Source organism: Agarivorans sp. MS3-6 (assembly GCF_054112545.1).
The window spans coordinates 2,095,609-2,109,456 of sequence record NZ_CM134202.1; the positions used below are offsets into that span (position 1 = coordinate 2,095,609).

A 13,848-nucleotide genomic window follows, 5' to 3' on the forward strand; every position below is an offset into this window, starting at 1 on the left:
CCCTAACAATAGCGGCACCTCAGCAAGCAGAGTTTGGCTTAGAGTTGCCACTTACCCTGCCCAATCAGCCATTTTCTGAGGGCATAAGCCACTAAATCAGAGGCTTAAATAAGCGCGCCCCTTGGGGCGCGCTTCATTCACGTTTTAATATTCACCGCTCTCTGTCGAATGCGCACACTTTTGCGACTTAACACCGGTTTATTCTGTTGACGTGCACTGGCTGCATCAACTGGTTGTAGTTTAGCCCTAAATCGACCATCGGGATCGGCACCAATATCTTTAGCAATGTGGGCGCTAATACCCTCTACTCGCCAGCTTTGTTGGCGTTGCTGCTTGAGCCATTTTTGAGTTTCTAAATGCTGCTGGTAGCGCAACAATAACTCTACTGTAAATGTGAGTAAGCGAATTTTAAGTGACATCATGTCTCGTTCTCCTTGATAGAGAGCGAAGTGACACAGATTATAACAGGAGGGGTATGACTATTTCCTTACTGCGACACTTCGCAGCTCGGATAAAATTGGGGTGGTTCTCAATCTTAATTTAGCTGCTTAGCCTGCGTACTCGGCTGCCATGTTTATTATTTGCCATGGCGAGCGAAGTGACAGACATAAGTCGAATTGAACGATATGCTGAACATAAACAATGTTTCATATTTTCCTCGACTCATGCAGTAATTGACTGAAAACATAACATAACGCGACAATGCTCAAATAACAAGCAAGCAGCCCTTTTTTTATTTGCTTATTACATAATCTACACTGTAAGTGACTATGATTTGACTATTAACCCTCAGTACTTTGAACAATGTGAGCTTATCAATGCAGCCTACCGGCCATGGTTATTATCAATTACACAGCCATAACAGCCTTTTGCTGGCTCAGCTCTATGACAGCTGGAATGTTACCACTACCAAAGAGTACCAAGCCGAGTTACAGCACGTGGTAGGTCAATACTGCCATCAACCTTGGGCAGCCATTTTTGATATACGCCACTGGCAATTTCTCACCCCCGAAAGCATTCCTATTATGCAGCAGCAGATAAGCTGGTGTTTACAAAACCAACTTAGCCACTGCATTTATCTATCCAGCAACTCTGGAATTTTTGAATACATAAAACAGCAAATGCATGCTCATATCGGCCAGCATACCTGCAAATTTGCACAACTCTCCTCTGTAGAAGAAAGCTTCGCCACTCTGCAACGCTGGCAAGTACAGATACCGAAATCTATCAGCACTATTTTGGAGAACTAAGCGCCTTCCACACTCATTACTAGATTGTCTACAATCTCAACGCCAAACCTCACTTTGTAAACAATAACCACTAAAGCAGCGGTAAAAACTCAACTAAAACTAAAGTATAACTACATATTGTCGACAATTATTTGATCAAGCAATAACAGTTGATCTACACTGTGCAACATTCAATCAACCTGAGTGTAACGTCAATATGCCTGAGCTTAGTCAAGCTAAAAGCCCGAACGACAAACAAAGCCTGTTGTCGCAAAACCTTAGCGATACGCTGATTGAAGCCATTGTGAGCGGTCAAATAGCCCAAGGGAAAAAGATCTCAGAGCCTGAGCTAGCGCGCCATTACGGAGTAAGCCGAGGCCCATTGCGAGAAGCAATTCTAAAATTGCAGGGCATGGGGTTAGTGGAACGGGTGCCACACGTAGGCGCGCGAGTCGTACAGCTAAATCAACAGCAGTTACTGGATATTTACTCGGTGCGTGAGGCGCTTGAAGGCATGGCCTGCCGTTTAGCGGCCAGTCAATTGTCGACAGAACAGCTCAACGAGCTTAAAGCCCTGCTCGAACATCACCAAAGTTACTTACAGCAGCATCAAGGTAAAGCTTACTTTGAGCAACAGGGCGACTTTGATTTTCACTACCTCATTATTAAAGGTAGTGCCAACCAGCGCTTAGTGAACCTGCTATGTGATGAGCTTTATCACCTGCTGCGTATGTACCGCTATCAAGCCAGTAAACAAGTTTCGCGCCCCGAGCGCGCCCTACAAGAACACTGGGCAATTTGGCATGCCCTCGCCGACCGTGATGGCGAGCTGGCCGAGATGCTAATGCGCCGCCACATTGCCCGTGCGCGCAAAGCCATTGAACAACAACACTTAACGAATCCGACCGACCAAAGCCAAGAAGCCATAACATCGGCTACGCAAATTATCCAAGGAGTGAACTAATGAGCACATTAACCTCGCCTGGCGCACGCTTTCGCCAAGCTGTAGCCGAACAAAACCCACTGCAAATAGTAGGAACGATTAACCCTTACTGCGCCATGATGGCTAAACGCGAAGGCCACCAAGCTATTTACCTATCGGGTGGCGGCATAGCTAATGCGTCTTATGGTTTGCCTGATTTAGGCATTACCACCATGAACGATGTACTAGAAGATGTACGCCGTATTACTGCCGCCTGTGATTTACCCTTGTTGGTCGACATTGATGTTGGTTTTGGTGGCGCATTTAATATTGCTCGCACCGTTAAAGAAATGATCCGCTCAGACGCTGCCGCCGTGCACATGGAAGACCAAGTGGCGCAGAAACGCTGTGGTCACCGCCCCAATAAAGCGATTGTCTCTAGCCAAGAGATGGTAGATAGAATTAAAGCTGCGGTTGATGCCCGAGTAGATCCTGATTTTGTAGTGATGGCCCGTACCGACGCCCTACAAATTGAAGGTATGGGCGGCGCAATTGAACGTGCTTGCCAATATGTTGAAGCCGGTGCCGATATGATCTTCCCTGAAGCGATGCTTACTTTAGAGCAATACCAGCAGTTTGCCGACGCAGTAAAAGTGCCCATTTTGGCCAATATTACAGAGTTTGGGCAAACGCCCTTATTTAGTGGTGAAGAACTCGCCGCCGTGGGAGTAGACATGGTGCTCTACCCGCTATCGGCTTTTCGAGCAATGAACCAAGCCGCAGTCAACGTTTACCGCAGCCTACGTGATAACGGCCACCAGCGAGATGTTGTCGACAGTATGCAAACTCGCACCCAGCTATATGACTACCTTGGCTACCACGACTACGAACAAAAGCTCGACCAATTATTTAAACAAGAATAAACCGTCAACCACACTACGTGAAGGCGCTTAGCCAAGCTCAGATGCAGCGGCGGCTAAGCCACAATATTTAGCAAGCAAAACAACAAGGCGCAACAGACGCCAAGCTTGTTAACCAAAGGAATGAAGGAGAATATCATGGTACAAAAAGCTATTGGAGGCGCAGGTCTACGAGGCCAAAGCGCCGGCGAAACCAAATTATGCACCGTAGGCCAAAGTGGCTCAGGCCTGACCTATTGTGGTTACGATATTAGTGAGCTCGCCGACCAAGCCACCTTTGAAGAAGTTGCCTACTTACTGTTTCACGGTGAACTGCCTAATCGTGAGCAACTGGCGGCTTACCACGACACGCTGCACAACTTACGTGAACTACCTGAAGCACTAAAAGCGGTGTTGGAGCTGATCCCAGCAGATGCTCACCCTATGGATGTAATGCGCACCGGTGTCTCCATGCTAGGTAACTTAGAAACCGAAGCCAGCTTTGCCGAACAGCAACATCATAGCGATCGACTACTGGCCACCTTACCCGGCATTATTTGTTACTGGTATCGCTTTAGCCACGATGGGGTACGTATTTCTACTCAAAGTTCGGCTAACTCTATTGCTGCGCATTTCTTAGAGCTGTTACACGGCAAACCGGCAGACCCACTGCATGAACAAGTGATGCAATGTTCGTTGATACTTTATGCAGAACATGAATTTAATGCCTCTACCTTTACCGGACGAGTGATAGCCTCAACCCTATCGGATATGCACTCTGCGGTATCGGGGGCAATTGGTGCCTTACGCGGCCCTTTACATGGCGGTGCTAACGAAGCCGCTATGGCGATGATTGAAAACTGGACCAGTGCCGAGCAAGCTGAAGCCGAAATCATGGCGATGCTAGCGCGCAAAGACAAAATCATGGGTTTTGGCCATGCGATTTACCGCACTAGCGACCCGCGTAATGCATTGATTAAAGCGTGGTCGAAAAAACTCAGTGAAGCCACTGGTGATACGCATTTATTTGCGGTGTCTGAGCGAGTAGAAGCGGTAATGTGGCGCGAGAAAGAGCTGTTTTGCAATGCCGATTTCTTCCATGCCAGCGCCTACCATTTTATGCATATACCCACCCCCTTATTCACGCCGATTTTTGTTTGCTCAAGAGTCAGCGGCTGGGCAGCTCATATTATGGAACAGCGGGCTAACAACCGCATTATTCGACCTAGCGCCGATTATACCGGTAGCGAACCACGTAGTTACGTGCCTGTTGAACAGCGCTCTTAACGCTGTTTCCCGGTGGAGCCCTCGCTCCACCGTGCTCTCTTTTCGCTGTGGATACGCTTATGAATACTGAATACAGAAAACCCCTAGCCAATAGCACCTTAGATTACTTTGATACTCGCGCGGCCATTGAAGCCATTCAACCCGGAGCCTACGCTGGCCTACCTTATACCTCACGGGTATTTGCTGAAAACCTCGTACGCCGTTGCCCGCCCGCGCAGCTACATGCCGCGCTTAGCCAAATTATCCAGCGCAAGCGCGACTTAGATTTCCCTTGGTACCCGGCACGGGTGGTCTGCCATGACATTCTTGGCCAAACCGCGTTAGTAGATTTAGCCGGTTTGCGTGATGCCATTGCAGATAAAGGCGGTGACCCCGCTAAAGTTAATCCGGTGGTGCCTACCCAACTGATTGTGGATCATTCCTTAGCGGTAGAACATGCCGGTTTTGAAGTCGATGCCTTTGAAAAGAACCGAGCAATTGAAGACCGTCGTAATGACGACCGTTTTCACTTTATTAACTGGTGTAAAACCGCCTTTGAGAATGTCGATGTTATCCCGCCGGGTAATGGCATCATGCATCAAATCAACCTTGAGAAGATGTCACCGGTTATTCAAGCGCGTGACGGTGTCGCCTTTCCCGACACCTTGGTCGGAACCGATAGCCATACCCCGCACGTTGACGCCTTAGGAGTGATTGCTATTGGTGTAGGTGGTTTAGAAGCCGAGAATGTGATGCTGGGGCGTGCCTCATACATGCGCTTACCCGACATTATTGGTGTAGAGCTTACCGGTCAACGCCAACCGGGCATTACCGCCACCGACATAGTGTTAGCCATCACCGAATTTTTGCGTGAACAACGCGTTGTATCAAGTTACCTCGAGTTTTACGGTGAGGGCGCAAGCCAGCTTACCTTAGGAGACCGAGCGACCATCTCCAATATGACCCCTGAGTTTGGCGCTACTGCCGCGATGTTTTACATCGACGATAACACCATTGATTACCTTACCCTTACCGGCCGTGCTGCCGAGCAAGTGGCATTAGTTGAAAACTACGCCAAAACCACTGGCTTATGGGCCGATGACTTGGCCGCAGCTGAATATGAGCGCGTGCTCACTTTCGATCTATCCAGTGTAGGCCGCAATATCGCGGGTCCGTCTAACCCGCATCGTCGCGTCCCCACCAGCGAACTGGCAAGCCGAGGCATTGCCGCTCCAGTACCTAAACAACAAGGTTTGATGCCAGACGGTGCCTGTATTATTGCCGCTATTACCAGCTGTACCAATACCTCCAACCCACGAAATGTGATTGCTGCAGGGCTACTGGCACGTAACGCTAACCAGTTAGGATTAAGCCGCAAACCATGGGTAAAAACCTCATTAGCGCCGGGCTCTAAAGCTGTGCAACTGTATCTAGAAGACGCTCAATTACTCACCGAGTTAGAACAATTGGGTTTTGGTATTGTTGGTTTTGCCTGTACCACCTGTAACGGCATGAGCGGTGCACTTGATCCAGTGATTCAACAAGAAGTCATTGACCGCGACCTCTATGCCACCGCAGTGTTGTCGGGTAACCGTAACTTTGATGGGCGTATTCACCCCTATGCCAAACAAGCCTTCTTAGCCTCACCGCCATTGGTAGTGGCTTACGCCATTGCTGGTACTATTCGTTTTGATATTGAAAAGGATGCCTTAGGCCACGATGCCCAAGGCAAACCGATTACCTTAAAAGACATCTGGCCCAGTGATGAAGAAATTGACGCAGTGGTTAAGCAGAGCGTTAAGCCTGAGCAGTTTCGCAAAGTTTATCAGCCAATGTTTGACCTAAAAGTGGACTACGGCACCAGCGGTTCACCCCTTTACGAATGGCGCCCACAAAGTACCTATATTCGTCGCCCACCCTACTGGGAAGGCGCGCTAGCAGGCGAGCGAACCTTGCGCGGCATGCGACCTTTGGCTGTATTAGGTGACAATATCACCACCGATCACCTCTCTCCTTCTAACGCTATTATGCTCGACAGCGCTGCCGGGGCTTACCTAGATAAAATGGGTTTACCTGAAGTCGACTTTAACTCCTACGCCACCCACCGCGGCGACCACCTTACTGCGCAACGGGCCACCTTTGCTAATCCCAAACTGTTTAATGAGATGGTTAAACATGATGGTGAAGTAAAACAAGGTTCGCTGGCACGGGTCGAGCCAGAAGGCCAAGAGATGCGCATGTGGGAAGCCATTGAGATCTACATGCAACGCAAACAGCCACTGCTTATTGTTGCTGGCGCTGATTACGGCCAAGGCTCGTCGCGTGACTGGGCCGCTAAAGGGGTGCGCCTAGCCGGAGTAGAAGTGATTGTAGCCGAAGGATTTGAACGAATACACCGCACCAACTTAGTGGGTATGGGCGTATTACCGTTAGAGTTTACCAAGGGTAACAATCGCCATAGCTACCGCATTGATGGCAGCGAAACCTATGACGTAATCGGTACTCCTGCACCGGGCGAATTACTGACCTTAGTGATTACCCGCAGCAGCGGTGAACGTATCGACCTGCCGGTAGTATGTCGTCTAGATACTGCAGAAGAAGTCTCGGTTTATCAGGCGGGAGGCGTATTACAACGCTTTGCTCAAGACTTTCTTGAAAACCAAAACCAGCATTAGGGAGGCGACATGAGCCACATTAAGCAGCTTCGCATCCCTGCCACTTATATGCGTGGAGGCACCAGTAAAGGGGTGTTTTTTAAACTGGATGACTTACCAGAAGTCGCCCAACAGCCAGGTAGCGCCCGCGATAATTTGTTGCTACGGGTCATTGGCAGCCCTGACGCTTATGCCAAGCAAATCGACGGCATGGGGGGCGCAACCTCTAGCACCAGCAAAACCGTGATCGTCTCTAAAAGCCAGCAAGCTAATCACCAAGTGGATTATCTGTTTGGCCAAGTATCGATAGACAACGCTTTTGTTGATTGGAGCGGCAACTGCGGCAACCTTACCGCGGCAGTGGGCGCTTTTGCGATTAACGCCGGATTAGTGGATGCCGAGTTCATTCCAAACAACGGCCTTGCCAGTGTGCGAATTTGGCAAGCCAATATTCAAAAAACCATTATCGCCCATGTGCCAATTAGCAATGGTGAAGTGCAAGAATGTGGTGATTTTGAATTAGATGGCGTGACCTTTCCTGCAGCCGAAGTACAGATTGAGTTTATCAACCCAGCCGACGGCGATGGCGCGTTATTTCCAACCGGTCAGTTAACTGAGCAACTCGACGTACCGGGCATGGGTAAGCTAAATGCCACACTAATTAATGCTGGTATCCCTACCATTTTCTTAGATGCCGAACAGCTTGGCTATACAGGAACCGAACTACAAGACGACATCAATAACGATGATAAAGCCTTGGCCATGTTTGAAACCATTCGCGCTTATGGCGCAGTAAAGATGGGCCTAATTGAACATATTGATCAAGCGGCCCAGCGCCAACACACCCCCAAAGTGGCTTTTGTGGCTAAGTCACAAGACTATTTAAGCAGCAGCGGTAAAGCGGTTAAAGCCAGCGACAACGACTTATTAGTGCGCGCCCTGTCTATGGGCAAACTTCACCACGCCATGATGGGCACCGCCGCGGTAGCTATTGGAACGGCCGCCGCCATTCCCGGCACCTTAGTTAACCTTGCCGCAGGCGGTGGAGCACGAGAAGCGGTGCGCTTTGGCCACCCCTCTGGCAGCTTAAAGGTGGGAGCCCAAGCACAACAACACGATCAGCAATGGCAAGTGACCACCGTAAGCATGAGTCGCAGCGCCCGAATACTAATGGAAGGTTGGGTGCGAGTACCCAGCGACAGCTTTTAAGTCGCCGAACCCGCACACTTAAACATATTAGCCCCTTGCCAAGTCGTAGCCAGCTAGGGACCAGGAGGACATTATGAGTTATCAGCAACAAGCAGATTACGCTAAGCAGCAACCTGAACAATTTTGGTTAGAACAAGCCCAACAACTGGCTTGGTTTAAACAACCTGAACGCGCCTTAAGCCAAGACGAACATGGCAACTATCGCTGGTTTAAGGGTGGCAGTATGAACACCGCGTATTTGGCGCTAGATTACCATTGCGAACAAGGGCGCGGCGAACAAACCGCGCTAATTTACGACTCGCCAGTTAGCGGTCAACAACAGCACTTTAGCTATTCGCAATTACGTGACGAAGTGGCCACGACTGCCGGTATGCTAGTGGCTCAAGGGGTAAGTAAAGGCGACCGAGTGGTGTTGTATATGCCAATGATCCCTCAAGCCGCCATTGCCATGTTGGCCTGCGCGCGTTTAGGTGCGATTCACTCGGTCGTATTTGGCGGCTTTGCCGCACAAGAGCTGGCGGTGCGTATTGATGATGCCCAACCCAAGGTGATTCTTACCGCGAGTTGCGGCTTAGAAGGCGCCAAAGTCATTAATTACATGCCCATGGTGAGCCTAGCCTTAGAGCAAAGCCAACAAATGGATACCCCCGTATTGGTCTGGCAGCGCCCCGAGCAAGCGGTAGACTTTAATCAGCAATATTTAAACTGGCAAAGCCTGCAACAGCAAGCCAGCCCAGCCGATTGTGTACCGGTAGATGCCACCGACCCCTTATATATTTTGTATACCTCGGGCACCACTGGCAAACCCAAAGGCGTAGTACGGGACAATGGTGGCCACGCCGTTGCCATGAACTACTCGATGCAAGCAGTATACAACGTAAAACCCGGGGACGTATTTTGGGCCGCTTCAGACGTTGGCTGGGTAGTGGGACACTCTTATATTGTTTACGCCCCGTTGATTTTTGGCTGCACCACTATTTTGTACGAAGGAAAACCGGTACGCACTCCCGATGCTGGCGCCTTTTGGCGAGTGGCTAGCGAACATAAAGTAAAAGTATTGTTTGCTGCGCCCACCGCGTTTAGAGCCATCAAAAAAGAAGACCCAGAAGGCCTGTTGGTAAAAGACTACGACTTAAGCCAATTACGCGATATTTTCATGGCAGGTGAACGCCTAGACCCACCTACGCTCGAGTGGACGGTAAATAAAACCGACAAACCGGTTACCGATCACTGGTGGCAAACCGAGACTGGCTGGGCGATTGCCGGCAACCCACTGGGCCTAGAACGAATGCCAGTTAAAGCCGGTAGCGCCACCAAAGCCCTACCCGGTTTTCAAGTCAGCATATTGGACGAAATGGGCGAAGTATGCGGCCCTATGGCGCAAGGGTTTATTGCCATAAAACTGCCCTTACCCCCAGGCTGTTTACCCACCGTTTGGGCCGACCAAGCGCGCTTTGAATCAGCCTATTTGAAACAGTTCCCCGGTTATTATGTATCTGGAGATGGCGGCTACATCGACCAAGATGACTACCTGTTTGTAATGGGGCGCATTGATGACGTGATCAATGTAGCGGGCCACCGTTTATCTACTGGCGAAATGGAAGAAATTGTTGGCGCCCACCCCGCTGTCGCCGAATGTGCGGTGATCGCCAGCCACGACGACCTAAAAGGCCAAGTGCCCTTTGGCTTAGTAGTACTGAAAGATGGCGTGACCCAAAGCGACCAAGACATCTCGAAAGAGCTGATCTTAAAAGTACGTAATGAAATAGGTCCCATTGCCTGCTTTACCCAAGCGATTATCGTGCAACGCTTACCCAAAACCCGCTCAGGAAAAATCCTCCGCCGTACCTTACGTCAACTGGCCGACGGCGAAGAATACGCCATCCCATCCACCATCGATGATCCCGCCAGCTTAGGGGAAATTGAAGAACTGATGCGCCAAGGCAGAACCATGATTTAGTACTTGTCACTTGGATAAAGACCTACTCACAGCTACCAGCAGGTGGCTGTGGCTTACATTGCGTTTTAAATCAATAAGCTCTACTATCTTTTCACTTAATTACACGGGATGTATCAGTGAAACGAATTATCTTTATGTTTATCGGCGCATGCATCGGCGTCGCCTTGAGCATCGCCCTAGCCTATGTAATTGGACAATTCTGGGGCCCTATTGCGCAAGGAGAAGATGAGGCTGCAAGGCACTTCAAGATATTTATTTTTGTGACTAGCCTACTGTTGGTGAGCGGCGGGTGGCTTGGATTTAGACTAGCAAAACCCAAACAAAACAACGCGTATTAACCCGCTAACGCCTGCATAAAGGCCTCAATATAAAAGCGGCAATCAGCGAGCGTTCAAACAATGGCCTGCATGAGCGGAGCCTTCACTTTATGATAAAAAGCGCGCTGGATGACGCGCAACACAGGATAAAGGTGATGCGGGGCGGGCTTTCTTATGCTTACTGTTCTTTGCCCGTCAAAGCTTAGTATGTGGCCAGCGGCGAAACCTAGACACCAGTTCAAAAAGCTATATTCAAATTTGTCGAATCCCCAAGACAAGCCTTTATGTTCTTTGTTTCTTGAAAAGCGCGAGTAACAATAATCCCACAAACATTAAGGTAAGAAAAACAGCGATGAGATTGGCCAACATCGAATTCTCAAATTGTTTAAACAGGCCACTTTCATTAAGACCAACAACAATAAGAAATAAGAGAAATGCGACCCACGCAACGGTATTAGCTTTAGCCCTCTTAATGCGCTGATAGATAGTTTTGCCATAAAACTGACTAAGCCCATTACCTATCAATAGACTAGCAACGAGAAGCCCGTGTAACAAAGTAGCTAGCTGAGCATCTAATCGAAAACCTGCTGAACCAACGTTTAGATTAACATCACCAAAGGACCTGATACTTTCAAACATTAACATCAAGCCAAACGCCACACCGAAAACTGAAATAACTTGCTGTCGCTTATCATCTGATTTCAAATCAACCACTGGCGCAGGCACAGGCTGTCGCACACCAGTTAGCGGTAAGATTGAATGACGAATATCAGCATGAGACTGTTTGGGCAATTTACAAAGTTTAAGCGTATAGCGAGCCTGATCCTTGGTGACTAAATAAAGCGCCTGCTTCTTCAGGTACGCTTTTTCGAGTTTATACAAATCTACATATGCGGTGACCATTCCAAGACGTGAAATAGTGAGATAAGAGTTGGCTAATACCACTTTATAGTGACCTTTAATGGCCACGAAAACCGCTACGAGAAACAAAATAAAGTAATTATCGTTTAAGCTTTGATTTCCCGTCATTAAACCCGTTAATTGATTAAAGCCGAACCAAACAGACAACCCAATTACTGTGGTTTTCAACCAATACATTTTTGAGCTAGAGTAACTCCAATCACCCCCCATATTTCATCCCTTGAAACAAAAAAGCAGCCCTAAAGCTGCTTTCCAAACTCATCAATCACTGCAAATAACTACTTATCTGCACGACTCATAAATTTCTTCTCAGTGGTACTTACCTTAATCTTCTCACCACTGGCAATATACTCCGGCACTTGCACCGACAAACCGGTGCTTAAAATAGCGGGTTTCGTACGGGCACTAGCTGAAGCACCTTTAATTGATGGGTCGGTTTCTACAATCACCAATTCAACGCTAGCAGGAAGCTCTACAGCTACCGGTGCACCGTCTACTGTTACCACTTGAATACCAGCGGTATCTTCAGTAATAAATTGCACTTCGTCGGCAATGGTGTCTTTGTTTAGGTTGAATGGAGTGTAGTCTTCGTTATCCATAAACACGTATTCGTCACCGTCGATGTAAGAGAACATCACTTGATGGCGACTAACGTCGGCCAAGTTGATCATTTCATCGGCTTTAAAGCTCTCGTCGGCTTTGGCTCCGGTAGCTACATCGTACAAACGCATACGGTATAAACTGGCGCCAGCACGGCCACTAGGGGTAAGTTTGGCGATGTCTTTAACAAAGTAAACTTTGTCGTTATGTTCAATGGCGGCGTTCTTTTTTATTTCACTAGCCTTTGGCATGGCGTGAGCTCCTAATATAAATCGTGATGTGAAAATATCATGTACAGATTTTTAGGCAACCGTTAGCGCATTTTGGCTCAGCTTATTAATAAGCGTTCTGTTATTAATCTCGCAAAAAACAAAGAAAATACCGCTAGTTAAGCGACAAGTAAAAGTTTCACTTGCTTAGCCTTGCCGCTTTCTGTAAAAAGCTCAGTAATTACTCAAGGATGAATATTACTCACAGGAAGTCGGTCTTTTTCTAGGAGTTATTATGTTATCCCTGCGTATTGTTGCTGTTGCGCTTTTTTCCTGTTTTTTGTTGGCCTGTAATGTTGAAGATGAACAACCACGTAGCCAAATTGCAGTGACTTTTTATCCTCCCGCGTCTTCTTTCCCTAGCTCAGCTGGCGATAGTGTCACCATCACTCAAAAACGTTATTTTCGTGCCGACGGCGGCTCCCCTGCGCAAAGCATTACCATTAACCAACGTCGCGATGGTGCACAACCATCAATCAACGGCGAGGAAGCCAGCCAAAATGCGACCTTTATAGTTGATTTCACTGCGAGTACCACCTTAGATATTTACTCTGAGGGCGGTGAATTCCTTTATAACGTAGACATCTTCTCCGATATGACCCAAAGGCACCTTTGCTTGCCAAGTGTTTATTTAAGCCAGTTTGAGTTAGTGGTGGAATCACCGGTTAAAATTGCCGACAGCAAGCAAGAAGCCCATCAGTTCATTTTGGCTTGCCGTGAATTAAACGCAGTCATAGAAGTGCAAGCAGAATAGAGTCATTATTCATCCCCAGCTAAAGCTGGGTTTAATTTTATTAAAGGACAATCAAGCACAGGACGTGGACACAGAAAAACCTTGAGGAAAAACATGAGCTGTAAAACCATCGTCATTCTGCTTTTGGCACTTAATTTAACCGCTTGCGGGGATGCGTCTGAATCAGATGACTTGAACCAACTATTTTTGACCTTTTACCCCCCGCAAAGCGCTTTCCCTAGCGATGTAGCAGATGACGAGGTTGTTTCTTATAAGCGCCTATTAGTCGCCAACGGGATTGAACGTGTAAACATTACGCTTAATCAACGCCGTGATGGTGAAGCCCCCACCAGCAGTGAGGGAAAACCATCGGATCAGTATGCGGTATTCAAGGTCACTTACGGCAACAGCAATACCTTTGATATTTATGATGAGAACCAAGTTTTTTTATATACCCATACCGTGTTCGCTGAAGACCAAGGCAAACATTTCTGTATTTCAATTGATCAGCAAGATGAGCAACTGATTGAATCGGAGTTGCCACTCAGCTTCCCGGCGGATTCGTCTGAAACTCACCAATTTATTAAGCAGTGCCGAGTTCTAAATAACCCAACGGCTAGCTAATAACCGTAAGCGCCCAGCAGCTAAGCACTGCGGCGCTTTAAGTCCTCATATAATAAAATTAAGATAAACGTGTTGTTCATGCCACTAGCCTAATAAGCCGTCATCAACCTCATCACTCCTATTGAACACCCATTTCTCTCTCACCACTCCCAACATTTCAAGCGTTCATAAATAGACCAAAAAATAGCTTTTGTCACTAGTAAATAATATTAATTCGAAACATACGGCGAAAAAATATAACTTAT

13 protein-coding genes are annotated in these 13,848 nt (G+C 47.9%); 10 read left to right on the forward strand and 3 right to left on the reverse strand.

Annotated elements, in window-relative coordinates:
- Nucleotides 1-137: 137 nt before the first annotated feature.
- Nucleotides 138-422 (reverse strand): hypothetical protein, encoded by a 285-nt coding sequence (locus tag ACVFI8_RS09550; protein ID WP_457873693.1) that lies wholly within the window; start codon nt 420-422, stop codon nt 138-140.
- A gap of 396 nt (nt 423-818) precedes the next feature.
- On the opposite strand from ACVFI8_RS09550, the gene ACVFI8_RS09555 reads away from it, so the two are divergent.
- The 8 genes from ACVFI8_RS09555 to ACVFI8_RS09590 all read left to right on the forward strand — a co-directional run bounded on the left by ACVFI8_RS09555 (nt 819) and on the right by ACVFI8_RS09590 (nt 10,477).
- Entirely contained in the window at nt 819-1,250 is a 432-nt protein-coding gene (locus tag ACVFI8_RS09555; protein ID WP_457873694.1) for a hypothetical protein, read from the forward strand.
- A gap of 196 nt (nt 1,251-1,446) precedes the next feature.
- Nucleotides 1,447-2,193, forward strand: a complete 747-nt coding sequence (locus ACVFI8_RS09560; protein ID WP_457873695.1) for a GntR family transcriptional regulator — start codon at nt 1,447-1,449, stop codon at nt 2,191-2,193.
- The gene (gene prpB, locus ACVFI8_RS09565; protein ID WP_248713685.1) at nt 2,193-3,074 is read left to right on the forward strand and encodes a methylisocitrate lyase; all 882 of its coding nucleotides are present in this window, start codon (nt 2,193-2,195) and stop codon (nt 3,072-3,074) included. Before ACVFI8_RS09560 ends, prpB begins: the two co-directional genes overlap by 1 nt.
- A 135-nt stretch (nt 3,075-3,209) precedes the next feature.
- Nucleotides 3,210-4,337 (forward strand): bifunctional 2-methylcitrate synthase/citrate synthase, encoded by a 1,128-nt coding sequence (prpC, locus tag ACVFI8_RS09570; protein ID WP_457873696.1) that lies wholly within the window; start codon nt 3,210-3,212, stop codon nt 4,335-4,337.
- A 59-nt stretch (nt 4,338-4,396) separates the two neighbouring features.
- A complete protein-coding gene (gene acnD, locus ACVFI8_RS09575) occupies nt 4,397-6,991 on the forward strand; it encodes a Fe/S-dependent 2-methylisocitrate dehydratase AcnD (RefSeq protein ID WP_457873697.1) in 2,595 nt (864 codons plus the stop codon).
- Nucleotides 6,992-7,000: 9 nt separating this feature from the next.
- A complete protein-coding gene (prpF, locus tag ACVFI8_RS09580) occupies nt 7,001-8,179 on the forward strand; it encodes a 2-methylaconitate cis-trans isomerase PrpF (RefSeq protein WP_457873698.1) in 1,179 nt (392 codons plus the stop codon).
- A 73-nt stretch (nt 8,180-8,252) separates the two neighbouring features.
- Nucleotides 8,253-10,139, forward strand: a complete 1,887-nt coding sequence (locus tag ACVFI8_RS09585; RefSeq protein WP_248713681.1) for a propionyl-CoA synthetase — start codon at nt 8,253-8,255, stop codon at nt 10,137-10,139.
- 116 nt (nt 10,140-10,255) lie between these two features.
- Nucleotides 10,256-10,477, forward strand: coding sequence for a hypothetical protein (locus ACVFI8_RS09590; RefSeq protein WP_248713680.1), 222 nt, complete (start codon nt 10,256-10,258; stop codon nt 10,475-10,477).
- 261 nt (nt 10,478-10,738) lie between these two features.
- Here ACVFI8_RS09590 and ACVFI8_RS09595 read toward each other — a convergent pair whose 3' ends face one another.
- Both ACVFI8_RS09595 and efpL read right to left on the reverse strand, forming a co-directional pair.
- A complete protein-coding gene (locus ACVFI8_RS09595; RefSeq protein WP_457873699.1) occupies nt 10,739-11,587 on the reverse strand; it encodes a hypothetical protein in 849 nt (282 codons plus the stop codon).
- Nucleotides 11,588-11,655: 68 nt separating this feature from the next.
- Nucleotides 11,656-12,228 (reverse strand): elongation factor P-like protein EfpL, encoded by a 573-nt coding sequence (gene efpL / locus ACVFI8_RS09600; RefSeq protein WP_248713678.1) that lies wholly within the window; start codon nt 12,226-12,228, stop codon nt 11,656-11,658.
- Nucleotides 12,229-12,481: 253 nt separating this feature from the next.
- On the opposite strand from efpL, the gene ACVFI8_RS09605 reads away from it, so the two are divergent.
- Both ACVFI8_RS09605 and ACVFI8_RS09610 read left to right on the forward strand, forming a co-directional pair.
- Nucleotides 12,482-13,000 (forward strand): hypothetical protein, encoded by a 519-nt coding sequence (locus ACVFI8_RS09605; protein ID WP_248713677.1) that lies wholly within the window; start codon nt 12,482-12,484, stop codon nt 12,998-13,000.
- A gap of 93 nt (nt 13,001-13,093) precedes the next feature.
- Nucleotides 13,094-13,603 carry a hypothetical protein gene (locus ACVFI8_RS09610; protein ID WP_457873700.1) on the forward strand — a complete coding sequence of 170 codons (510 nt, stop codon included), beginning with the start codon at nt 13,094-13,096 and terminating at the stop codon, nt 13,601-13,603.
- Nucleotides 13,604-13,848: the final 245 nt, after the last annotated feature.